The sequence below is a fragment of the Pseudomonas sp. 300 genome (assembly GCF_055803035.1).
In genome coordinates this window covers 1007543-1031301 of the sequence record NZ_JAVLRV010000001.1, presented here as the reverse complement: position 1 = coordinate 1031301, position 23759 = coordinate 1007543, and the positions used below count along the sequence as shown (strand labels likewise).

Sequence of the window (23759 nt, the reverse complement as noted above, 5' to 3'; positions counted from 1 at the left end):
GTTTGGGGGGGCTGCGGCCCTTGACTGTGGTTAAACATGGAGAGACCGGGATGGTATTTTCATCCAACGTGTTCCTGTTTTTGTTCCTGCCGATCTTTCTCGGCATGTACTACTTGAGCGGAATACGCTATCGCAACCTGCTGCTGCTGCTCGCCAGCTATGTGTTCTATGCCTGGTGGCGCGTGGACTTCCTCGCGCTGTTCGCCGCCGTCACGCTGTGGAACTACTGGATCGGCCTCAAAGTCGGCGCCGCAGGCGTTCGGACCAAACCGGCCCAGCGCTGGCTGCTGCTCGGCGTGGGCGTCGACCTGTGCATCCTCGGCTACTTCAAGTACGCCAACTTCGGCGTCGACAGCATCAACGCGATGATGACGTCGGTGGGTCTTTCGCCGTTCATCCTGACCCACGTGCTGTTGCCGATCGGGATCTCGTTCTACATCTTCGAGTCCATCAGCTACATCATCGACGTCTACCGTGGCGACACGCCGGCAACGCGCAACCTGATCGACTTTGCGGCGTTCGTGGCGATCTTCCCGCACCTGATTGCCGGCCCGGTGTTGCGTTTTCGCGACCTCGCCGACCAGTTCAACAACCGCACCCACACCCTCGACAAGTTCTCCGAAGGTGCCACGCGGTTCATGCAGGGTTTCATCAAGAAAGTCTTCATCGCCGACACCCTGGCGGTGGTCGCCGACCATTGCTTCGCCTTGCAGAACCCGACCACGGGCGATGCCTGGCTCGGCGCGCTGGCGTACACCGCGCAGTTGTATTTCGACTTCTCCGGTTACAGCGACATGGCCATCGGCCTGGGCTTGATGATGGGTTTCCGCTTCATGGAAAACTTCAAACAGCCGTACATCAGCCAGTCGATCACCGAGTTCTGGCGTCGCTGGCACATCAGCCTGTCCACCTGGCTGCGTGACTACCTGTACATCACGCTGGGCGGCAATCGCAAAGGCACGCTGATGACCTATCGCAACCTGTTCCTGACCATGCTGCTCGGTGGTCTGTGGCACGGCGCGAACATCACTTACATCGTGTGGGGTGCATGGCACGGCATGTGGCTGGCCATTGAAAAAGCCCTGGGCCTGAACACTTCGCCGCGCAGCATCAACCCGATCCGCTGGGCGCTGACCTTCCTGCTCGTGGTCATGGGCTGGGTGATCTTCCGCTCGGAAAACCTGCACGTCGCCGGCCGTATGTACGGCGCGATGTTCAGCTTCGGCGAATGGTCGTTGTCGGAACTCAACGCGGCCAGCCTCACCGGCCTGCAAGTGGCGACCCTGGTGGTGGCTTACATGACCCTGGCGTTCTTCGGCATCCGTGATTTCTACACCAACCTGCCGCCAGAAAAGACCAAGCCTGTGGTGAATGTCGAGGCCGATGGCCCGGCCACTGCGACCCCGGGGATGATCAAAGCCGTACCGGGCGACAACCCGGCCAGCATCCACGAACCGGGTTACACCGTTGGCGTTGAAGCCACCGTGCAACCGGCTTACTGGACCGCTGACTGGTCGCGTTACGTGATGCGCACGCTGGTATTGGTGCTGTTCATCGCCTCGATTTTCAAACTCTCGGCGCAAAGCTTCTCGCCGTTCCTTTACTTCCAGTTCTGAGGGATCTGACCATGACCCGCTCATTACGCATCTTCTATATCAGCCTGTTTATGGTGACCTTGCTGGTCCTGGGCCTGTGGTCGACGCGCAGCTTCTTCGGCTTCAGCACCAATGCCGATGCGACGGTGCTCAATGGCCGCTGGGCCAAGGCTGTCGAAACGCACTACGACGACGAGTTCCCGATCAAGCGCCTGGGCACCAACCTCTGGGCCGCGCTGGATTTCAAACTGTTCAACGAAGGTCGTCCGGGCGTCGTGCTCGGCCGCGATCAGTGGTTGTACAGCGATGAGGAATTCAACCCGATCGTCAACGAAGAGTTGAACCTGCAAGGCAACTACGCACTCGTAGAAGGCGTGCGTCAGGAGTTGAAAGCCAAGGGCGTGAAACTGGTGATGGCGATTGTGCCGGCCAAGACTCGCCTGTATCCGGAACACCTGGGCGAAGTGAAGCCTTCGAGCATTCACGCCAACCTCTATGAGGACTTCCACGCCCGAGTGGCGGCCAACAAGATCATCGCGCCCGACCTGCTCGTCCCGCTGCAAAAGGGCAAGCTCGACGGTCAGCAAGTGTTCCTGCGCACCGACACTCACTGGACCCCGGAAGGCGCGCAAATCGCCGCCGAGACCCTGGCTAAAACGATCGCCGAAAAAACCCCGCTCAGCGGCGAGCCACAGCGCTTCGTCACCGAGCCGGCAGAGACAGTGACCCACAAGGGTGACCTGCGTTTGTTCCTGCCGCTCGATCCGCTGTTCGAAAACCTGATGCCGAAGCCAGAGCCGTTGCAGAAGCGCAACACCGTGGTGGCCGACGATCAGGCTGGCGGTGATGACGCGTTGTTCGCCAACACCGAAGTGCCAGTGGCCCTGATCGGCACCAGCTACAGCGCCAACCCGAACTGGAACTTCGTCGGTGCGCTGAAAGAAGCGCTGCACAGCGACGTGGTCAATTACGCCGAAGACGGCCACGGTCCGATTCAGCCGATGCTCAGCTACCTGAAAAGCGATGCCTTCAAGAACAGCCCGCCACAGGTGCTGATCTGGGAGTTTCCTGAACGTTATCTGCCTGTGAACAACGAAATCGGCGACGCCGACCCGCAGTGGGTCGCAGAGCTCAAAGAAGCCGGCGCCCGCCAACAAAACGTAGCCGCAAACACTAAATCCGAGACGCCCGACCGGGCGCAAAACTGAAAGAGAGGTACACCATGACTTTCACTACTACTCCTCGCCGTCTCGCCAAGACTTTTGCTTTGGCCGCGACCTTCAGCGTCCTTTCCATGAACGCCTTCGCCGGTGGCGATTCGGCGCTCTACGGCCCGACCGCACCGAAAGGCTCGAGCTTCGTGCGTGTCTACAACGCCGGCAACGCTGAAGTCAGCGCCACCGTCGGCAGCACCAACCTGGCCGACGTCGCGCCGCTGTCCAGCACTGACTTCAGCTTCATGCCGGGCGGCGACTACAGCGCCAAGGTCGGCAGCCAGACCCTGCCGGTGAAACTGGCCGGCGATCACTATTACACCCTGGTAAACAACGCCAGCGGCGCGCCGCAACTGATCGAAGAGCCGCCGTTCAAGAACAAGCAGAAATCCCTGGTTCGCGTACAGAACCTGAGCGACAAGGCCCTGACCCTGAAAACCGCTGACGGCAAGACCGAAGTGGTGCCATCCGTGGCCGCCAAGGGCCGTGGCGAGCGTGAAATCAACCCGGTCAAAGTCAGCCTGGCCCTATACGATGGCGCCACGAAAGTGGGCGACGTGAAGCCGGTTGCCCTGGAACGCGGTGAAGCGGCGGTGCTGTACGTCACCGGCAACGGCAGCAGCCTGTCGCCAGTCTGGGTAAAACGCCCGGTTTCGACGCGCTAATCATTTTTCTGAATTGACACTCCCCTTGTAGGAGCCGGCGGTGCGGCGATCCGACTTGCCCGCGATGCAGACGACTCGGTCAAACAGATACACCGAGTTGATGCCATCGCTGGCAAGCCAGCTCCCACAGGGACCGAGGCGTCAATCAGGACACGGAATAAGAACAAGAGTGAAACGACAGAACGCAGTAGCTCTGACCCATACGATTTTCAAGGAGTAACAACATGATTCCGGTGATCTTGTCAGGTGGTAGTGGCTCACGTCTTTGGCCGCTTTCCCGTAAGCAGTTCCCTAAGCAATTCCTCGCCCTGACCGGCGAACACACGCTGTTCCAGCAAACCCTGGAACGCCTGGTGTTCGAAGGCATGGACACCCCGATCGTGGTCTGCAACAAGGACCACCGTTTCATCGTCAACGAGCAACTGGCCAACCGTAAACTGGACACCCAGCGCATCCTGATGGAACCGTTCGGCCGCAACACCGCGCCGGCCGTGGCCCTGACCGCGATGATGCTGGTCAATGAAGGTCGCGACGAGCTGATGCTGGTGCTGCCAGCCGACCACGTACTGGAAGACCAGAAAGCTCTGCAACGCGCCCTGGCCCTGGCCACCGTCGCCGCCGAAAACGGCGAAATGGTGCTGTTCGGCGTCCCGGCCACCAAACCGGAAACCGGCTACGGCTACATCAAGTCGACCAACGACTCGCTCCTGCCGGAAGGCGTCAGCCGCGTCTCGCACTTCGTTGAAAAACCCGACGTGAAACGCGCCACCGAGTTCGTCCAGTCCGGCGGTTACTTCTGGAACAGCGGCATGTTCCTGTTCCGCGCCAGCCGCTTCCTCGAAGAGCTGAAAAAACACGATCCGGACATCTACGACACCTGCCTGCTGACCCTTGAGCGCAGCGAACAGGACGCCGACACGGTCACCATCGACGAAGCGACCTTCGCCTGCTGCCCGGACAACTCCATCGATTACTCGGTCATGGAAAAAACCCAGCGCGCCTGCGTCGTGCCACTCACTGCAGGCTGGAGCGATGTCGGTTGCTGGGCGTCGCTGTGGGAAGTGAATGACAAAGACGTCAACGGTAACGTCACCAAAGGCGACGTGGTCATTCAGGACAGCAAGAACTGCATGATCCACGGCAACGGCAAACTGGTGTCGGTGATCGGCCTGGAAAACATCGTGGTCGTCGAAACCAAGGACGCCATGATGATCGCCCACAAGGACTCGGTCCAAGGCGTGAAACAGATGGTCAATACCCTCAACGAACAGGGACGCAGCGAAACCCAGAACCACTGCGAAGTCTATCGTCCGTGGGGCTCCTACGACTCGGTCGACATGGGCGGGCGCTTCCAGGTCAAGCACATCTCGGTCAAACCGGGCGCGTGTCTGTCGCTGCAAATGCACCACCACCGCGCCGAACACTGGATCGTGGTCAGCGGCACTGCCGAAGTGACCTGCGACGAAAACGTGTTCCTGCTGTGCGAGAACCAATCGACCTACATTCCGATTGCTTCGGTTCACCGTTTGCGCAACCCGGGCAAGATTCCACTCGAGATCATCGAGGTGCAATCGGGCAGCTATCTGGGTGAAGACGATATCGAGCGGTTTGAAGATATCTATGGTCGGTCTACGCCGATCGAGCGCGGCGTGTCGGTGAAAACCATCGCGCAGTAAGCGTTCAGTAAAATGAGAAGCCCCCGTCCCACCCGCTGCGGCCCCATCCGCAGCGGGTGGGTCGGGGGCTTTTTTTGGTCTGAGTGTTTTGTGCTGCCTCGGCGGGCCCCATCGCGGGCAGGCCCGCTCCCACAGGTTACGACGTTGGACACAAATCTTGTGTACGGCAGAGATCACTGTGGGAGCGGGCTTGCCCGCGATGAGGCCAGACAGAACACCGCCAACATCAAGCCATCGCCACCTCACCCACGCTTAGGTAGGATGACCTTCTCCCCTCCCGAGGTTTTGCGTCATGTTCATCGGCGTCCTGCTGGTCATTACCTGGCTGATCCTGTTGCTGCGTTACCCGTCCAAGGCCCTGCCCGTCTCGGTCGCAGCCGCCATCGGCCTGGGCCTGGTGGCCACCTGGGTGATCTGGCTGGACAACCGCGAGGTCAAGCAACTGGCGCGCCTGGAACTGCGCATCACATACGCGCCGGAGCAGTGCCCGGCGGATCGCCCGTTGCAATTGAAAATGAACAACGGCAATGACGTGCCGCTGACCGAACTGCGCTGGCGCATCGCCGCCTACGCACCGGGCGATACGGTCAACCTCGCTGACAATCAATACGCCGCACCGCGTTATCGCGGCCCGGGCGAACTGCAGGCCGGCGCCAATTGGGAAGACTGCTTGCCCATGCCACCCCTGCGTCCCGGTTATCGTCCGCAAACCCTGGAGTTTCGCGCCGAGCGTTTGCAGGGTAGTTTCTCCGACTGATGACCCCTTCTCTCTTCTGCACAAGGACCGCGCCATGCCCGTTGCGTTGATTACCGGTTGTTCCAGCGGCATCGGCCGCGCCCTCGCCGACACGTTCAAAACGGCCGGTTATGAAGTCTGGGCCAGCGCCCGCAAGGCTGAAGACGTCGCCGCGTTGACGGCGGCCGGTTTCACCTCCGTGCAACTGGACGTCAACGATGGCGTGGCGCTCGAACAGTTGAGTGAACAGATCAATCAACGGCATGGCGGCCTCGATGTGCTGATCAACAACGCCGGTTATGGCGCCATGGGACCGTTGCTCGACGGTGGCGTGCCCGCCATGCAGCGGCAGTTTGAAACCAATGTGTTTGCGATCGTCGGTGTCACGCGCGCGCTGTTTCCGGTGCTGCGCCGGGCCAAAGGGCTGGTGGTGAATATCGGCAGTGTGTCCGGCGTGTTGGTCACACCGTTTGCCGGTGCTTACTGCGCCTCGAAAGCCGCCGTGCACGCCTTGAGCGATGCGTTGCGCATGGAACTGGCGCCGTTCGGTGTAAGAGTCATGGAGGTGCAACCGGGCGCCATCGCGTCCAGTTTTGCCAAGAACGCCGGGGCTGAGGCGGAACAGTTGATCAGTGAACAGTCACCGTGGTTTCCGCTGCGCGAAGGCATTCGTGCGCGGGCCAAGGCATCCCAGGACAACCCGACCCCGGCGAGTGAGTTTGCCGCCGGTTTGCTCAAGGCTGTGCAGCAGAGCAAACCGCCACGACTGATTCGTTTGGGCAATGGCAGCCGCGCATTGCCGTTGTTGGCCGGGTTGTTGCCCAAAGGGTTGCTGGAGTCGGGGTTGATGAAGCGGTTCGGGTTGAATGGGCAGCTTTGAGACCGAGTTGACGCCATCGCCAGCAGGCTGGCTCCCACGGGTCGTGCACAGATTTTGAACTAGCGCTAATCCTGTGGGAGCCAGCCTGCTGGCGAAGGTGTCAGAACAGACTCCACAGAATTTCAGGAAAAAACATGACCGACTACACCGAATACTTTGACGAAGTGATCCAGGCCCATGTGGCCATCGAACAATGGCTGGCCGAAGAACGGGATGCCACTGAACTTGAACACCTGCTGACACGTTTTTCGCCGCAGTTTTCCATGGTCTCGCCGTTGGGCCGAGTCCTGGATTTTGCGGCGTTGAACGAGTTGTTCACGCTGGCGGGCGGCAAGAAGCTCGGGTTCCGGATTGAGCTCGGCGAGTTGCGTGGCCTCGCGTTACATGACGGCGGGGCAACCGTGAGTTACCGCGAGCAACAGACCGATGCCACCGGCCTGCACTCCGATCGCCGCTCGACCGTGGTGTTCGAGAAACAGGCCGATGGCAAGATTCTTTGGCGGCATCTGCATGAGACGTTCTGCAAGGAGTGAGATCGAGTCACGCCCATCGCGACTCGGTCTGAAGTTAATTGACCACCACCGTGCACGTAATCCCCGCCGCCAACAGCACCCCCTCCGGCACTTCATCAATGTGAATCCGCACCGGCACGCGCTGCGCCAGGCGCACCCAGTTGAAGGTCGGGTTCACGTCGGCGATCAGCTCGCGGCTTTCCGGGTTGTCGCGGTCGTAGATGCCGCGAGAAATGCTTTCCACATGCCCCTTCAACACTTCGCCGCTCATCAACTGCATGTCGGCCTTGTCACCCACGCGCACGTGGGGCAGTTTGGTTTCTTCGAAGAAGCCGTAAACCCAGAACGAGTTCATGTCGACCACGGCCATTTTCGCTTCGCCGATGCGTGCGTAGTCGCCGCGATGCACGTTGAGGTTGGTCACGTAACCGTCCACCGCCGCGCGCACTTCGGTGCGCTTGAGGTTGAGTTCGGCGGCTTCCAGTTGCGCTTGTGCGTGCTGGTAATCGGCGAGGGCCGAGTCCGCAATATTGCTCGCGTCGTCGCGGTTTTCCCTGGAGATCACCAGGGCATCCATGTCGGCGCGGCGATGGGCGTTGACCTTGCGCATCTCCCACGTTGCCTTGCGTGAAGCCACCTGCGCCTGCGCCTGCTTGACCGCGATGCGGTAGTGCTCGGGGTCGATGCGCATCAGCAAATCGCCCTCCTTCACCTGTTGGTTGTCACGCACCGGCACGTCCACCACCTCACCGGTGACGTCGGCGGCGACGTTGATGATGTCGGCGCGCACGCGACCGTCGCGGGTCCACGGCGTGTTCATGTAATGCACCCACAGGGTCCGGCCGATCCATAGCGCGAGGGCCAGCACCAGCAGGGTGGCGAGCAGGCTGAAAAGCTTTTTCATCAGATCGTTCTCAACGGTAGACAGTCAGCGCCAGGGCGCCGAACAGACAAGTAAACAGACTCAGGCGCAGCAGCGCCGGGTGCCAGAAAAAACGGTACAGGTCGAACCCGGACAGGAACCGGTCCAGCGCCCAGGCCAGCGCCGCGGCGATGAAAAACATCAGCGTCATGGTCGGCATGTACACGCCGTGGAAGGCGATTTCACGAGGCATGTTCAGGTCCTTGAGGCGTAGTCGTTGCGTAGGTTGCAAGCGGCGATTGCGGGTCCAGCAATGAGGTGCGGATGAAATGCAGGTAGCTCTTCACCCGGCGCAACGCCGAGGTGTCGAAGTGCGGCGCGAAGGGCTCGTCGGTGGCTTGCACGCGACTGATCGCATGGTCGACCGCGATCAGGCAACGTTGCAGATTGCTCTGGCCCGGTTGCAGAAACAGGCGCACCAGCGAACGGCCCATCACGCGGATGGCCTGGCGCCACGGCTGCGATTCGGCGTACGCAGGATGCACCGGCAGAATCGCCTGTTCCTTGCGCAACTCGATGATCGCGTGACCGACCTCCAGCACCACGAACATCCAGCGCAGCAAGTCCCGTTGCACCTGCGGCTGACCGGCGGCGAGACCATAGGCCTGGTGCAGCAAATCCCGCGTGCGACTTTCGAAACTCGACGCCAGGCCTTTGAGTTTGCCGCTGATGGCATACACCACTTGCCCGCGCAGATCCTGCTCCAATCGACGCCATAACCAGCGGCTGTTCGGCGGCAGGATGATCGCGCCGGCGGCGGCGCACACCAGCATGCCGAGCACCATGGCGATGTAGTCGTTGATGAAGGCGTAAGGGTTATAGACGGTGAGGTTGTCCGGCACCGAACCGGTGCTGAAGAAGATCAGCAAACCGAGGCCGACACCGGCGTATTGCGGGCGCGAGGTGAGGAACGAACCGAGTACGATCACCGGCGCAAGCATCACGCACAGCAACGGAAAACCATCGATCCACGGGAAGATGAAAAACATCTCGACGAAGCCGATCAGCGCACCGAGGAACGTCCCGCAAGCCATCTGAAACGCCATGCGCTTCGGGTTCGGCGTCGCCGCCGACAGGCCCACCGTCGCAGCGGCAATCAACGTCATCGTTGCCCCGCTCGGCCATGCGGTGGCTACCCAATAACTGCCCAACACCACCAGAATAAATGCCGCGCGAATCCCCGAAGCGGCGGACGCCATCCAGTTGGTTTGCGGGGTGAAAGGCTCGTCCCACTGCTCCCGTGCATGGCTGTGATCGGCCAGGGACGCGTGGGTCTGTGCGTAGCCGTGCAGGTCGTCGACGAAGCGATAGAGCAGCTCATACGCGGTATGAAAATCGAGCCGCTCGGCGTCGCTCGGCTGGCGCTCCTCAAAGGTCGCCCGCAAGCTGCGGACACGCGCCGGCAGCGCTTCTTTATAGACGCTCAGCGCACTCACCAAACGGGCCGCGTCGGGGCTGGTCAGGGCACGACCGCTGAAACCGTCGAGCACTTCGGCGAGGTCCTGCAAGCCCGGTTTGATCGCCGCGACCACGTGATCGGCGCCGCTGCTGCGCAGGCGCTCGAGCAGTTGGTGCAGGGCATTGAACCGGGTGGTGATGCCCATGAACTCGCTGTTCAAGCGACTGAGCCGACCGTTGCGCCGACGCATGTGCGGGTCTTCGAACACGGTGACGCTGCGCAGCCCTTCCAGCCCGACCGCCTCGGCGATGAAGCGCACGTTGCTCGCTTCAAAAGCGTCCCGTTTGCTGCGACCGCGCAAGCCGTCGGTGACGAACAGCGCGAACACGCCGAAGCGCTGATACAAAGCGTTGCGCATCGCCGCGCTGGCGGTTTGCGGCAGGATCGCGGCGCTGACCACAGTGGCGCAGAGAATCCCCAGGGAGATTTCCAGCACCCGCCAGACCGCCGCCATGAACGCGCCGTCCGGGTGCGCCAGCGCCGGCAAGCCGACCATCGCGGCGGTGTAGCCGGCCAGCACAAAACCGTAGGCGCGAAAGTTGCGATAACGCGCCGCACCGGCCGAGCAGATACCGACCCAGATCGCCAGCGAACCGAGGAACAACTCGGTGTTTTGTGCAAACAAGGCAATCAGCGCGACCATCACCGCCGACCCGGTCAAGGTGCCGAGGAAGCGATAGAAACTCTTGGCAAACACCTGACCGCTTTGCGGTTGCATGACGATAAACACGGTGATCATCGCCGTGCGCGGTTGCGGCAACTCCAGACGCATGGCCAGCCACAGGGTCAAGAACGCAGCGAACAGCACCTTGAAAATGTAGACCCAGGTCACGCCGTCGCTGCGTGCCCAGTCATAGAAACCCCGGCGCCATTCAAGGGAATAAAGCCAGCGCAGAGGTGCGGGCAAGGGAGTCATGAAATCCTGCTCAGTAAAACCTGTGGGAGCCAGCCTGCTGGCGATAGCGGAGTATCAGTCGACATCAATGTTGGATTTGCCGCCCTCATCGCCAGCAGGCTGGCTCCCACAGGTAGTGTGTTCAACGCAAAAGAACCGGGGTTTTCGGGGGCTGGGTTTTCTCAGCATTCGGCACATCGTTGCCCGCACCCAGGCCACCTCCGAGCGCCGTCACCAGTTCGGCGTGCGCACTCAGCCGCGCGGCCTGAACCTGTTGCTGCACCTGCTGCTGTTTGAACAACAAGGTCTGGGCGTTGAGCACGTTGAGGTAATCGGTGAGCCCGCGCTGATAAGCGATCATCGCGATGTCGTAAGTCTTCTGCGCGGTGGCCACCGATTCGGCGGCGAAGGTTTGCTGCTTGTCCATGGATTCGCGGCGGATCAGTTGGTCAGAGATGTTTTTCAGCGCATTGACCAGCGTCTGGTTGTACTTGGCGACGGCGATGTCATAACCGGCCGATGCTTCACCCAGCTCGGCGCGCAAACGGCCACCGTCGAAGATCGGCAACGAGATCGCCGGGCCGACGCTGTAGTTGAGTTTCTTGCCGGTCAGAAACTCCAGCGCACCGCCGCCGGTGGCCATGTAGCCGAGGCTGCCGACCAGATCGACGTTGGGGTAGAAACCGGCGTGGGCGACATCGATGCCCCGCGCCTGAGCCGCCACTTGCCAGCGGCTGGCGACCACGTCGGGACGTTGACCGAGCAATTGCGCGGGCAGCGACGATGGCAGCTTCAGCGCTGTGCCCAATGCCAGCGTTGGTCGCTGCAACTGCGCAGCGTCGCCCGGGCCTTTGCCGGCGAGCGCAGCAAGTTGATTGCGGCTGAGGGCGATTTCTTCGTCCAGCGCATCGATCTGCCGATGGATTTCCGGTAGCGGCGTTTCGGCCTGGCTGACTTCAAAGTGAGTGCCGATGCCGCCGTTCAGGCGTTTCTGTGCGAGGTCGAGAATTTGCTGCTGCTGTTGCAGGGTCGCCGCGACGATGTCCCGTTGCGCGTAATGCAGCGACAGTTCGATGTAGGCGCGCACGATGTTGTTCTGCAGTTCGAGCTGGGCCAGGCGCGCTTCGGCGGCGCTCATGTGCGCCATGTCCACGGCGCGCTCGGTGGCGTTGCTTTCACGGCCCCAAAGGTCGAGGGCGTAGCTGAAACCCAGCGCGGCGTTGTTGTCCCACGTCGTCGAGTTGGCCAGGTCGCCCGGCCCGTAGAACTGATCAGTGGGCCAGTTGTGGCGCTTGAGGGTGGACTCGCCATTGATCTGCAGTGACTCGGCGGACTCGGCAATACCGGCCATGGATTTGGCCTGACGCACCCGCGCTGCCGCCATGGCCATGCTCGGGCTGCCTTGCAGGGCGAGGTCGATCCAGCGGTTCAGTTGCGGGTCGCCGTAGGCCTGCCACCATTGCGCGTTGGGCCAGTGAGCGTCCTGCGCGGCGCTTCGGATGGCGTCGTCGGTGGCCAGTGAATTGGCCTCCAGTGCCTTGCCCTGCGGGGCAATGCCTGCGGTTCCGATGCAGCCGCTGATTGCCAGGGTTAAAGCCAAAACACTGAGCGTCTGAAACGCTCTGCTGATGCGACGCGGCACTGCTGAAAATTCCTGAAATAGGGGGAAGTACACAATTTGTGGGGACGGGCACCGCAACTCTTGCTCGCGATGGCGTTGGGTCAGGCAACATCAATGCTGGCTGTGACGGCCCAATCGCGAGCAAGCTCGCTCCAACAGGGTTTGATATTCCAGCGGTGGCGCAATTCTAGAGGTGGGGTCGGATGGCGATAAGCTGGGAATCCTGTGAATCTTTGTTACCGTTAACGCGATAATCCCTTGGTCGGGGTCTCAGACTCTGAAACTTCGTGTCACAATTTGCCATCGCACCCGAGAGCACCCCATGGACACTTTGCAAAACATGCGCGCCTTCAGTTACGTGGCCGAGGCGGGCAGTTTCACCGCCGCCGCCGTGCAACTCGACACCACCACGGCCAACGTCTCGCGCGCGGTCTCCAACCTGGAAGCCCACCTGCAAACCCGCCTGCTCAACCGCACCACGCGGCGCATCGCACTGACCGAAGCCGGCAAGCGCTATCTGTTGCGCTGCGAGCAGATCCTGGCGTACGTGGAAGAAGCCGAAGCCGAGGCCAGCGATGCCCACGCACGCCCGGCCGGGCAACTCAAGGTGCACACCATGACCGGCATCGGTCAGCACTTCGTGATCGACGCCATCGCGCGCTACCGCAAGACGCATCCCGACGTGACGTTCGACCTGACCTTGGCCAACCGCGTGCCGGACTTGCTCGACGAGGGGTACGACGTGTCGATCGTCCTGGCCAGCGAACTGCCAGACTCGGGCTTCGTCTCCCAGCGTCTGGGCATCACCTACAGCATCGTTTGCGCCTCGCCGGCCTATGTGAAGGCCAACGGCTGCGCGCACAAGCCCAGCGATTTGCTGAACCATGCGTGCCTGCGCCTGGTGAGCCCGGTGATCCCGCTGGAGAAATGGACCTTCGACGGTCCGGAAGGCCAGGAAATGGTCACCATCAACAGCTCGCCGTTTCTGGTGAACTCCGCCGATGCAATGAAAACCGCGATCACCAGCGGCATGGGCGTTGGTGTGTTGCCGGTGTATGCGGCCATCGAAGGCTTGCGCAACGGCACGCTGGTGCGGGTGATGCCAAATTACCGCTCGCAGGAATTGAACCTGTATGCGATCTATCCGTCGCGGCAGTACCTGGATGCGAAGATCAAAACCTGGGTCGAGTATTTGCGCGGGTCGTTGCCGGAGATATTGGCTGCGCATCAGGCGGAACTGGCGGCGTATGAGTTGAGCGGAACGCTGGGTGGGGCAAGATTGGCAAACTGACCACCGACGACTGTGGGAGCGAGCCTGCTCGCGATGGTCGTTAACGATAACGCTGCAAACCTGATACACCGCGGTGGACTCAGGTTCATCGCGAGCAAGCTCGCGCCTACAAAAAGCGTGGCGTCCTAGGATGTTTCCGACGCGTTCTGTCGGTTGTCGGGTGGGACGTTAAATGGATAGGCTCTGAAGTCGCTGACGAATCAGCGGTCAGGCCTGGAAACCTGATTAATCCCTCTTCTGCACATGTCATACTGCGGCGCTTTTTTCTGCCTGCAATGTTATGGCGGCTGTGCGCGGGAGACCTTCGGGTCTGCCGGGTTTTGGTGGGATTGACCGGTTTTCCAGCCTGCGCACAGCTGCCACCTTTCGCCTGGAAACGAAATTGGCAGCTCCTTAATCCCAGCATGGAGTAATGCCCCCCATGAAAAAGCCATCACCCAATCCACCCGATGCAGAAATCACCGCCCCCCAACACTCATTCACCCTGAAAGCCTCGATCCCGCCCCACACCCCCAGCCATCTGTTCGTCGTCGCCCCCAACATCAACACCGAAACCCTCCTGGTCCACGCCAGCGAATCCCTCGCCTCCGCCAGCGTCATGGCCAGCGACCTCGCCGGATTTCTGGACGGCCCCCATCGCAACACCCTGCTGGGCATCCAACAGGTGATCATGCTGGGCGAACTGGCCGTCAATCGCGCGTTGGACAACATCGATCCGCAGGATTAAAAATCCGGGAAAATGCGTGCATCCGCCCCTTCCGGGCACTCGCACAAACGCGGGGAAGAATGTTAGCGTGCTTGGCATTCTCCACGCCCGACGAGCCCGCCTCCCCATGAAAAAGACCGTCCTCGCTTTCAGCCGCATCACGCCAGCCATGATCGAACGCCTCAAGCAGGATTTCGACGTCATCGTGCCTGACCCGAAAAAAGGCGACATCAACGCCCAATTCAACGAAGCCCTGCCCCATGCCCACGGTTTGATTGGCGTGGGTCGCAAGCTCGGTCGTGCGCAATTGGAGAACGCTGGCAACCTGGAAGTGGTGTCCAGCGTCTCCGTCGGCTATGACAACTACGACGTCGCGTACTTCAACGAACGCGGGATCATGCTGACCAATACGCCGGACGTGCTGACCGAAAGCACCGCCGACCTGGCCTTCGCCCTGATCATGAGCAGCGCCCGCCGTGTCGCCGAGCTCGATGCCTGGACCAAGGCCGGTCAATGGCAAGCCACCGTCGGCGCCCCGCTGTTCGGCACCGATGTCTATGGCAAAACCCTGGGCATCGTCGGCATGGGCAACATCGGCGCCGCCATCGCCCGGCGCGGTCGACTCGGTTTCAACATGCCGATTATCTACAGCGGCAACAGCCGCAAAACGGCACTTGAACAAGAGCTCGGTGCACAGTTCCGTAGCCTGGATGAGTTGCTGGCCGAAGCCGATTTCGTCTGCCTGGTGGTGCCGCTCAGCGAAAAGACCAAACACCTGATCAGCCGCCGCGAACTGGCGCTGATGAAGTCGGACGCGATTCTGATCAACATCTCCCGCGGCCCGGTGGTGGATGAGCCGGCGCTGATCGAAGCGCTGCAAAACAACCAGATCCGTGGCGCCGGGCTGGATGTCTACGAGAAAGAACCGCTGGCCGAATCACCGCTGTTCCAGTTGAAAAACGCTGTGACGTTGCCGCACATCGGCTCGGCCACCAACGAAACCCGCGAAGCCATGGCCAACCGCGCCTTGACCAACCTGCGCAGCGCACTGCTGGGCGAGCGGCCGCAGGATCTGGTCAACCCGCAAGTCTGGAAAGGCTGACCGACACGGGCAGACGTTGTTGACGTCTGCCCGTCCACTTACGCCAGCTTGCCATTCCCCTGCACCATCGGCGCCTTGGGTTTGCGAAACACCAGCACGTTGCCCAGCATCACCAACACCAGGCCCGCCAGCGCCGGGGTGGTCCATTGGTAGCCTTCGGCAAACGCCGACACATTGAGTGCCACCACCGGGAACAACACGGTGCAATAAGCTGCGCGCTCCGGGCCCATGCGCCCGACCAGCGTCAGGTAGGCGGTGAAGCCGATCACCGAACCCGGAATGACCAGGTACAGCAGCGAGCCGATGTAACGCACATTCCATTCCATCTCGAACGGAATGCCTTTGACCAGGCACCACACCGACAGCATCGCCGCGCCATAGGCCATGCCCCAGGCGTTGGTGGTCAACGGTTTGAGCCCGGCCTTTTGCTGCAGGCTCGACAGCATATTGCCCGCCGAGAAACACAGCGTGCCGAGCAGCGCCAGGCCCAAGCCCAGCAGGGTTTCGGGGCTGGCGGTGTGGCCGGCCAGTTCCGGCCAGAACAGCAAACCCAACCCGAACAAACCGAGCGCGCCACCTAACAGAACGTTGCGGGCGATTTTCTGGCCGAAGAACACCCGCGCATTCAGGGCATTCCACAGCGTGGCGGTGGAAAACACCACGGCCACCAGGCCACTGGGTATCCATTGGCTGGCCGTCAGGAAACACATGAAGTTGATGCAAAACAGGCACAGGCCTTGCGCCAGGCAAATCAGGTGCCCGCGACGGTTCATCACCTGCAGCTTGCGGCTGAGCAACAGCATCACAAACAGCACCAGCGCGGCGAGGCCGAAGCGATAAACGATCGACACCGGAATGGCCACCACGCCCAGCTGCCATTTCAAGGCAATCCAGGTGGTGCCCCAGATCAGCACGGTCAGCAAGTACAGCGAAAGGTTCATGGCAAGGACTCCTCAATAGGTGGCCAGTGTCCTGCGCCAAACTTTTCCGCACTTGCATAAACTTGCGCTTTTGTCGGTGCAGAGGCTGGCAGGCCAATGTCTACGGAGTAGGATGCGAAGCGTTGGAGAAACGATCATGCCCGCACTGGAATCACTGCAAGTCTTTCAAGCCCTCAACCGCTCGCCCAATGCTCGCCTGGAGCACAGCGCCGAGCTCGGTGACGGCATGGCTGCAGCCTTGTGGAGCAACCATCACGACGCCCAGGATTACGAGGCGCCGAGCCATCACACCTTGTCCTGTTACATCGCGGGCGGCACCGGCACCTTTCGCCGCGACCAGCCCGGCACCAAGGGCGGCCCGGACAAATTGTGCATCCTGCCGGCCGACCACCAGTCAGGCTGGGTGATCAACGGCGACATTCGCCTGGCCCATCTGTATTTCAGCCCGGAACAGTTCGCCCTCGGCTGCGTCACGCTGCTCGACCGCGAGCCTCGCGAATTGCAGTTGCGCGAAGGGACTTTTCTCGACGACCCGCAGCAGGCCCGACGCTTTCGCCAGATGCTCACGCTCAACTGGGCTGAACCCGGCGAACGCCTGCTGACCAGCAGCCTGGCCCATGAAATGCTCAGCCACGTGTTGCTCGGCCAGGTCGGGATGCGCGAGGGCTTGCGGCTCAAGGGCGGATTGGCTGCGCACCAGCGGCGGCAGTTGGTCGAGTTCATCGACCATCAGTTGGCCGAAGCCATCAGCCTCGGGCAGTTGGCTGGGTTGTGTGCGCTGTCGGAGTATCACTTTGCGCGGATGTTCCGGGAGAGCTTTGGCTTGCCGCCGCATCAGTATGTGTTGGCGCGGCGACTGAGCCGGGCGCGGGAGTTGTTGCGGTCGACCTCGCAGCCGCTGGGGGAGATTGCCTTGGCGTGCGGGTTTGCCAGTGCCAGTCATTTCACCAATCGGTTCAGGCAGGCTTTGGGTGGGACGCCCGGCGAGTATCGGCAGGCGTTTTTGCGTTAACCGGGAAGCCGCCATCGCTGGCAAGCCAGCTCCCACAGGTGTTGCGGCAGACTCGATTTTAGTGGTCGACACATACCCTGTGGGAGCTGGCTTGCCAGCGATGAACGATAACGCGGTCTGTGATCAGAACTCCAAAGTGCTGGACAACGAAACCTGCCGCGAATCCCCCATCGACACAAAGAACCGGCTCGCCGCCGACGTGTAGTAAGTGCGGTCAAACAGGTTTTTCACGTTGAGCTGAAACTTCACCTTCTGCCCCTCGACCTTGGTGTCGTAGGTGGCGAACGCATCGGCCACGGTGTAGCTCGGCAGGTCGAAATCATTCACCGCGTTGCCCGCCCGCTCACCGACATACCGCGCGCCCGCGCCGACTCTGAACTGATCGCCACCGACGATCGTGCCGAAGTCATAGACCGCCGACAGCGAGCCGGTGTTCTTCGCCACGTTTTGCAGTTTTTTGCCTTTGTAGTCCGGGTCTTCGGTGACTTCAGCATCGGTGTAGGCATAGCTGCCGATCATGCTCCAGCGATCACTGAGCTGACCGGTCAAATCCACTTCCAGCCCACGGGAACGCACTTCGCCGGCGGCGCTGTAGAGAGTCACCGGACCTTCGGAATTGGCCACCAGCACGTTGCGTTTCTTGATGTCGAACAGCGCGACGTTACCCGTCACACGCCCCGGAATATCCAGCTTGGCACCGACTTCCCAGGACTTGGCTTCTTCCGGCGCGATGCTGCCATCGAGCACGGTACTGCTGCCGCTCAACGGGGCGATGGTCGAGTTCGGTTTGAACGATTCGGTGTAGCTGCCGTAGAACGACAACGCGTCGGTGTAGCGATAGACCAGACCGGCGCGCGGCACCCACTTCTGGCCGTTGCTGTCGGTGTTGGCCTTGAACGGCACGCCTTTGCCGGCGTACTGGTCGTACTCCTGGAAACGGCCGCCGGCCACCAGAATCCACTGGTCGGTGAGGTGGATCGAGTCCTGCAGAAACAGCGAATCGCTGCGCAGTTGATCGGTCTGCGCGCTGTCGGCCGGGCTGACGGTGGTGCCGGCGACTTCACGGCCATAGACCGGGTTGAGGTAGCTGAACGTGGTCAGGCTTTTCTGGCGGATCAGGTCTTCGCGGTAGATCTTGCGGTACTCGTCGTCGACGCCGAACACCAAGTCATGCTGCATGCCCAGCACATCAACCTTGCCTTCAAGGCTGGCAGTGGTGAAGCGGTCGGTGCTGATCGCGTTTTGCGTGCCGTCCATGCTGCGGGTCAGCGTGCCTCTGGCGGTGTTGATGGCGGTGACGCGCACTTGGCTGGCGTCGTAGGTTTCGCGGTTCCAGCTGTAGCCGAAGTGGGCTGTCCAGTTGTCGTTGAGCTCGTGGTCGGCTTCGAAGTGATACAGGTCCGAGCGCCCTTCCATGTTGTTGAACGGTTCATCCAGGCGACGATCGCGGGAGATGTCCAGCGGATGGTTGTCACGCGGGTCGATCAGCGTGCCACGGTCGAACGGGGTCAGGAATTCACGGTGTTCGTAGGCGAACAACAGCTTGGTGCTTTCGCCGAACCAGGCCAGCGATGGCGCCACCAGCGTCTCGCGGTGGGTGCCGAAGTTGCGCCAGTAATCTTCGTCTTCGTGGTCCAGCACCATGCGGTACGCCAGCCCGGAATCACCGAGCGCACCGGTGCTGTCGAAGCTGCCGCCGCTGCCATTTTTGCCGTCGCCATAGGTCGAGCCGCGCACGGTCAATGCGTTGTACTGCTCAAGTTCAGGCTTCTTGCTGACCATGTTGACCACGCCGCCCGGGTCCTGGATGCCGTAGAGCAACGAGGCCGGCCCCTTGAGCACTTCAACCCGATCGACCGTGGCGTTGAGGCCACGGCCCTGAATCACCGGCATGCCGTCGCGCATGATCGAGCCGTTGCGGTTGTCGCCGAAGCCGCGAGTCATCACCGAATCCTGGGTGCTGCCCAGTGTGTTGCCCTGGGTGATGCCGCTGACGTTGGCCAGCGCGTCATCGAGGTTGCGCGGCGCCTGATCGCGAATGACCTGGGCCGGGATCACGTTGACGGTCTGGGGGATTTCCTGGAGCAAAGCCGAGGAGCGCATCACCGAACTGGTGGGCGGCGGCTGGTAGCTCATGGTTTGATCCATCACCGAGGTGATGGTGGTGGCGCCGAGGTTCAAGGCGCCTTCGGTGGGCTGCGGTTCCAGCGCCAGGGTGTGAGCATCGGTGCGACGGAAGGTCAAACCCGAACCGCTGAGCAACCGCTGGATCGCCTGTTCGGCGCTCATCTGCCCGCTGACCGCTGGTGCGGTAAGGCCGTACGGTGCTTCGTCGGTGTAGACCACGCTGATACCGGTGATCCGGCTGAAGTCGCTCAAGGCCTGGGGCAGCGGTTTGGCGACCATTGCGAAACTGAACTGCGTGCGTTGCTGCGGCGCGCCCGTTTCAGCGGCCAATGCCACGCTCAGTGGCAGCAACGCCAATGCCGAAATGCTCAGTGCCGAGGCACCCAACCACTGTTTGACCGAACCCGATTTTGCCCTGGACTTCATTGCTCATGACCTGTGTAGAACCGCTACGGAATGCGAATGACTCGCAGTTTCAGTCACTACACGGATGGGGCCCGGGTTTACCTCACCATTATTTTGAAAATATTTTTTATCGGTAGGGATGTGTTGTCTGAACCGACGAAGGGCCAGAGGCTTCAACGCAAAATAATCAAATGCCCCACAGCATGCTGCTCAAACCCCAACACCCCCTGCAACGAACTCAGCACCGCCTGCGGATCCTTGCTCGGAAAACTGCCACTGACCCGCCGCGCCGCCAGCTCATCGTTGAGCAGCACAATCCGCCCCGGGTAGTAACGGCGTAAATCCTGCACCACGTCGGCCAGCGACGCCTTGTAGTAATTGAGCCAGCCCTGACGCCACGCCAACTGCGCTTCGCTGTCCACGGCCTGCAGTTTTTGCGCCGTACCTTCGCCATAAGCCACCTGCTGGCCGGCGCTCAGAATCTGCTGCTCGGCCTGCTTGTCCGCCGTCACGCCGACCCGGCCGGACAACACCGTCACTTGCGCGCCGTGAGGTTGCAAACGCACTTCAAACTGCGTCCCCAGCACCCGCGCCTGCCCCTTTTCGGCCTCCACCACAAACGGCTCGCCGGTGTGCGTCACGCTGAAAAAACCGGCGCCACGCCGCAACTGAACGTGGCGCTCGCCGCGACTGAAATCTACGGCGATGGCACTGTCGGCATCCAGCGTGACCTGCGATTGATCCGCCAGCGTGACGGTGCGAACTTGCCCCGGTGCCGACACATAGTCAGCGCCAAGATCATCGACCCAGCGCATCGGCTGCCAGCCTGAACCGAGGCTGATCATCAACAACAGGCACGCCGCCATCGCCAGCGCACCGGACCAGCGCCGAACGCTGTTGCGCCGCGAGCCATTCATCGCATTGAGATAACCCTGCAAGGCAAACGCGTCTTCATCGGCCAATGTCCGCGCCGGGCCTTCGCTCAACTCCCACACCACTTGCGCCTGGGCATACGCCTCGGCATGCGCGGGGTCGGCCTGCAACCAATGGCTGAAGGTGGCCTGGTCGCCGCTGCTCGGCTGGTCATGCAACAGGCTCAGCCAGGCGAAAGCGGCCTGTTCCTGAGCGGGCGTCGGGGTGACGCGTTCGATGTGATTCACGGTGCTTTCCCTGGCGTGCGCGGTTCGGGGTCCCGCAGACTGGCCTTGCAGGCTTCGAGGGCGCGCATCATATGTTTTTCCACGGCACTTTGGGACAACCCCATGGCCTTGGCGATCTCGGCGTATTTGCGGCCATGGATGCGATTGAGCAAAAAGATCTGCCGCGTGCGCTCGGGCAATGCGCGCAATGCCGCTTCGACGTGACGCAAATCGTTACCAGCTTCCAGCGCGGCTTGCGGTTCACTGCCGTGGCTGTCCGGTTGATCCGGCAGCCAACCTTCGTTGACCCGAACCCGCGCGCCTTCGCTGCGCAGATGGTCGATGGCAATGTTGCCGGCGCAGCGCAACAGGTAGGTGCTGAGTTCTTCGACCTGCACCAGCGGCCGGCGCCAGAAGCGCAAAAACAAATCCTGCACCAGGTCCGCCGCCGTGGCCCGACACCCGACACGACGGTTCACCAGCGCTTCCATCTGCGAACGCTGGGACAGGAACACCTGCAGGAAATGCGCACGCGCTCCGCGAGGTTCGTCATCGTGGGAATCCGGAGGGCGGGTGATCATCAGGTCAATACTGCGCAAACACGGCGACAGGGCTGATGAGCAGACTTATACCGGCCAGTGACAACGCCAGACGCGGTCGATAAGGCATCATCAGCACCAGCAGCAATGCACTGAGCATCAGTACCGCAAACCACTCAACCAACCCAAGCCCCCAACCGCTCGAAGCCACCGCCGCCCACAGCGACAAGGCCAGCAACAGCCAACCACCGAGTCTCAACAACCGGCGACGACGGGCCGTCGGTTTACCGCCCAGCAGCTCGGCGTGATGCCGGTCCATTGATAAACACAGCGCGGTGAAACCGCCGTAACAGAGCAACAGGGCCAGCAACATTCAGTTCGCCTCGCGCTCAAGGGTGATCAGTTGTGCACGCTGTTGGGTGTCGATCCCAGCCTGTGCCGAACGCCGCATTTTCCAAGCGGCCCAGGCGAAAAACACACCACTGCCCAGGCACGTCAGGTCGAAACCGGCCATCGCCCAATCGCCCTGTGCCAGCGTGTGACCCAAGTGAAACGGCGTGGTCAGGGCGTTCAACAACGGCACCGCGCCAAACAGCAGCGCCGCCAGCGCCAACTGCTCGACCCACGCCGCACGGCCACGCCGGACCACGGCATGCAGCACGCTCAGGCCCCAGACGAGAAAGAAGCTGTTCACTTCCCACTCCGCGCGCCCGGCCATGTCCACCGGCAATAGGCGATTGGCCCAGAAGAACGCGGCTACGGCGACCATCAACCCGGACATGCTGGCGATGTTCAGCACTTCCACCAGCCGCAACTCGAACGGCATCACGCCGCTTTTCGCGTGCTTGAGCTGACGCTTGCCGAGCCAGACCACCAGCCCGGTGCCAATCATCGCCGTGCCGGCCAACCCGCAAATGAAGTACAACCAGCGCAGCACCGGGTCCGCGAAACGGCCCATGTGCAACCCGTAGAAACTGCCGGCAATCGCCCTAGGCAGGGACTGCTCCGGCGTCGTGTCGAGCAACTGTCCGGTCACGCCGTTGAAGGTCGCTGCGCGGCCAAAGTCGTGGACCACGCGATCGGCACCGTCACGCACGAGCACCACTGAAGCGTTCGCATCGCCCGGATTGTTAACGGTGAGCCGACCGACCTGCCCGCCCGACCACTGCTCGCGAGCCTTTTCCAGCAGCGGTGCCAGCGGCGCCAATTCAGCCGGTTTGCCCGCCAGTTCCGGCGTAGCAGACGCCGGAAACACCTCATCGAAAAACGCCCGGGCATTACCGTTGTACGAGGCCAGGATGCTGGCCGGCATCACCATCGACATGAAAATCACCAGGCTGCTGTAGGTGATCATCAGGTGAAACGGCAGCACCAGCACACCCACCGCGTTGTGCCCGTCGAGCCAGGAACGCTGGCCCTTGCGCGGGCGGAAGGTGAAGAAGTCCTTGAAGATTTTCTTGTGGGTGATGATCCCGCTGATCAGCGCGACGAACATCACCATGGCGGCGATGGTCGACAACCAGCGGCCCCACGGATAGGGCATTTGCAGTTGGAAGTGGAAGCGGTAGAAGAACTCGCCCCCGGTGGTTTCGCGGCCCTGCACTTCGGCGCCGGTTTGCGGGTCGAGGAGTTTTTCCGTGAACTGGCCGCGTTCGCCACGCTTGGCCGGGGTCTGCTGCCAGCGGACGGACAGGCCGGGGTCGCGGGCATCGGGCAGGTCGATGAGCCAACGCGAGGCACCGGCGGCGTGTTGCTGAAGATAGTTTTGCGCCACGCTCAGGCTGGCTTCGGAAGTCACCGAACGCGCAGGGATTTCCGGCTGCATCCAATGGCTGATCTCGTCCTTGAAATACGCGAGTGTGCCGGTCAGGAAAATCGCGAACAGCAACCAGCCGAAGATCAACCCGGCCCAGGTGTGCAGCCAGGCCATCGCCTGACGAAAGCCCTCTTTCATGAGTGGCCCATCCAATAAGCCAGCCCCGACACCACCGCCAGCACCAGGCTCGGCACGATCAACCCGAGCCAGGCCCGCCCCGCACTGCGGCAGGCAAAACACCAGATCACCGCGCCGAGGTAGGCCAGAAACGAGGTCATCATCCCGGTCACCACGGCATCGGCGCGGGCCATGGGCACCCACAGCGTCAGGCTGACACTGGCCAGTGCGGCGACAATATATCCGCCCAGCACGGCGGCCAGCACCCGGGAGGTGACGGCCAATCGGTAGGACACGGGGAGTGCTTTCATGTTTCGACCTTGAAACGGGTGAGGCCACGAGTAAGTCAGGAGGCCGACAAGGTCGCAATATTAATGATAAATATTCTC

Annotated in this window: 22 protein-coding genes; 11 read left to right on the top strand and 11 right to left on the bottom strand. The window is 61.6% G+C overall.

All coding sequences use genetic code 11. From position 1 onward, the window contains the following. Positions 1-50 precede the first annotated feature (50 nt). The 7 genes from Q7W83_RS04705 to Q7W83_RS04675 all read left to right on the top strand — a co-directional run bounded on the left by Q7W83_RS04705 (position 51) and on the right by Q7W83_RS04675 (position 7299). Positions 51-1616 (top strand): MBOAT family O-acyltransferase, encoded by a 1566-nt coding sequence (locus Q7W83_RS04705; RefSeq protein WP_150631895.1) that lies wholly within the window; start codon positions 51-53, stop codon positions 1614-1616. 11 nt (positions 1617-1627) lie between these two features. Beyond that, positions 1628-2803, top strand: coding sequence for an alginate O-acetyltransferase (locus Q7W83_RS04700; protein WP_150631894.1), 1176 nt, complete (start codon positions 1628-1630; stop codon positions 2801-2803). A 14-nt stretch (positions 2804-2817) separates the two neighbouring features. Further along, complete coding sequence (locus Q7W83_RS04695; RefSeq protein ID WP_017336623.1) at positions 2818-3474, top strand: alginate O-acetyltransferase AlgF; 657 nt, start codon at positions 2818-2820, stop codon at positions 3472-3474. A gap of 224 nt (positions 3475-3698) precedes the next feature. Next, positions 3699-5150, top strand: coding sequence for a mannose-1-phosphate guanylyltransferase/mannose-6-phosphate isomerase (locus tag Q7W83_RS04690; RefSeq protein WP_150654434.1), 1452 nt, complete (start codon positions 3699-3701; stop codon positions 5148-5150). 292 nt (positions 5151-5442) lie between these two features. Then, positions 5443-5907: a multidrug transporter gene (locus Q7W83_RS04685; RefSeq protein WP_150631892.1), complete on the top strand. Its 465-nt coding sequence runs from the start codon at positions 5443-5445 to the stop codon at positions 5905-5907. 34 nt (positions 5908-5941) lie between these two features. After that, entirely contained in the window at positions 5942-6766 is an 825-nt protein-coding gene (locus Q7W83_RS04680; RefSeq protein WP_473655727.1) for an SDR family oxidoreductase, read from the top strand. A gap of 134 nt (positions 6767-6900) precedes the next feature. Beyond that, positions 6901-7299, top strand: coding sequence for a DUF4440 domain-containing protein (locus tag Q7W83_RS04675; protein WP_150654433.1), 399 nt, complete (start codon positions 6901-6903; stop codon positions 7297-7299). 34 nt (positions 7300-7333) lie between these two features. Here the strand turns inward: Q7W83_RS04675 and Q7W83_RS04670 are convergent, their stop codons facing one another. The 4 genes from Q7W83_RS04670 to Q7W83_RS04655 all read right to left on the bottom strand — a co-directional run bounded on the left by Q7W83_RS04670 (position 7334) and on the right by Q7W83_RS04655 (position 12196). Then, positions 7334-8182: an efflux RND transporter periplasmic adaptor subunit gene (locus tag Q7W83_RS04670; protein WP_473655726.1), complete on the bottom strand. Its 849-nt coding sequence runs from the start codon at positions 8180-8182 to the stop codon at positions 7334-7336. A 10-nt stretch (positions 8183-8192) separates the two neighbouring features. Next, positions 8193-8393, bottom strand: a complete 201-nt coding sequence (locus Q7W83_RS04665) for a DUF1656 domain-containing protein (RefSeq protein ID WP_007896379.1) — start codon at positions 8391-8393, stop codon at positions 8193-8195. Beyond that, positions 8383-10575: an FUSC family protein gene (locus Q7W83_RS04660; protein ID WP_473655725.1), complete on the bottom strand. Its 2193-nt coding sequence runs from the start codon at positions 10573-10575 to the stop codon at positions 8383-8385. Before Q7W83_RS04660 ends, Q7W83_RS04665 begins: the two co-directional genes overlap by 11 nt. A gap of 121 nt (positions 10576-10696) precedes the next feature. Beyond that, positions 10697-12196 (bottom strand): efflux transporter outer membrane subunit, encoded by a 1500-nt coding sequence (locus tag Q7W83_RS04655; protein ID WP_473655724.1) that lies wholly within the window; start codon positions 12194-12196, stop codon positions 10697-10699. A 301-nt stretch (positions 12197-12497) separates the two neighbouring features. Between Q7W83_RS04655 and Q7W83_RS04650 the strand changes: the two genes are divergently transcribed. From Q7W83_RS04650 to Q7W83_RS04640, 3 genes are all read left to right on the top strand, one after another. After that, complete coding sequence (locus tag Q7W83_RS04650) at positions 12498-13466, top strand: LysR family transcriptional regulator (RefSeq protein ID WP_150631886.1); 969 nt, start codon at positions 12498-12500, stop codon at positions 13464-13466. Between the two features lie 421 nt (positions 13467-13887). Next, the gene (locus Q7W83_RS04645; protein ID WP_458377901.1) at positions 13888-14193 is read left to right on the top strand and encodes a DUF6124 family protein; all 306 of its coding nucleotides are present in this window, start codon (positions 13888-13890) and stop codon (positions 14191-14193) included. Positions 14194-14299: 106 nt separating this feature from the next. Continuing rightward, positions 14300-15274: a 2-hydroxyacid dehydrogenase gene (locus tag Q7W83_RS04640; RefSeq protein ID WP_473655723.1), complete on the top strand. Its 975-nt coding sequence runs from the start codon at positions 14300-14302 to the stop codon at positions 15272-15274. A 38-nt stretch (positions 15275-15312) separates the two neighbouring features. Here Q7W83_RS04640 and Q7W83_RS04635 read toward each other — a convergent pair whose 3' ends face one another. Next, a complete protein-coding gene (locus tag Q7W83_RS04635; RefSeq protein WP_150654429.1) occupies positions 15313-16215 on the bottom strand; it encodes a DMT family transporter in 903 nt (300 codons plus the stop codon). A 136-nt stretch (positions 16216-16351) separates the two neighbouring features. Between Q7W83_RS04635 and Q7W83_RS04630 the strand changes: the two genes are divergently transcribed. Next, on the top strand, positions 16352-17227 hold the full coding sequence (locus Q7W83_RS04630) for a helix-turn-helix domain-containing protein (RefSeq protein WP_150631882.1): 876 nt from the start codon (positions 16352-16354) through the stop codon (positions 17225-17227). A 123-nt stretch (positions 17228-17350) separates the two neighbouring features. Here Q7W83_RS04630 and Q7W83_RS04625 read toward each other — a convergent pair whose 3' ends face one another. The 6 genes from Q7W83_RS04625 to Q7W83_RS04600 all read right to left on the bottom strand — a co-directional run bounded on the left by Q7W83_RS04625 (position 17351) and on the right by Q7W83_RS04600 (position 23681). Beyond that, entirely contained in the window at positions 17351-19780 is a 2430-nt protein-coding gene (locus tag Q7W83_RS04625) for a TonB-dependent siderophore receptor (protein ID WP_150631881.1), read from the bottom strand. Positions 19781-19932: 152 nt separating this feature from the next. Then, positions 19933-20919 carry a FecR family protein gene (locus tag Q7W83_RS04620; RefSeq protein WP_150631880.1) on the bottom strand — a complete coding sequence of 329 codons (987 nt, stop codon included), beginning with the start codon at positions 20917-20919 and terminating at the stop codon, positions 19933-19935. Further along, positions 20916-21479 (bottom strand): RNA polymerase sigma factor, encoded by a 564-nt coding sequence (locus Q7W83_RS04615; RefSeq protein ID WP_150631879.1) that lies wholly within the window; start codon positions 21477-21479, stop codon positions 20916-20918. Before Q7W83_RS04615 ends, Q7W83_RS04620 begins: the two co-directional genes overlap by 4 nt. Positions 21480-21483: 4 nt before the next feature. Then, positions 21484-21810, bottom strand: a complete 327-nt coding sequence (locus tag Q7W83_RS04610) for a DUF3325 domain-containing protein (RefSeq protein WP_473655722.1) — start codon at positions 21808-21810, stop codon at positions 21484-21486. Then, complete coding sequence (locus Q7W83_RS04605) at positions 21811-23391, bottom strand: PepSY-associated TM helix domain-containing protein (protein WP_473655721.1); 1581 nt, start codon at positions 23389-23391, stop codon at positions 21811-21813. After that, the gene (locus Q7W83_RS04600; protein ID WP_150631876.1) at positions 23388-23681 is read right to left on the bottom strand and encodes a DUF3649 domain-containing protein; all 294 of its coding nucleotides are present in this window, start codon (positions 23679-23681) and stop codon (positions 23388-23390) included. The genes Q7W83_RS04605 and Q7W83_RS04600 overlap by 4 nt, the downstream gene beginning before the upstream one ends. Positions 23682-23759: the final 78 nt, after the last annotated feature.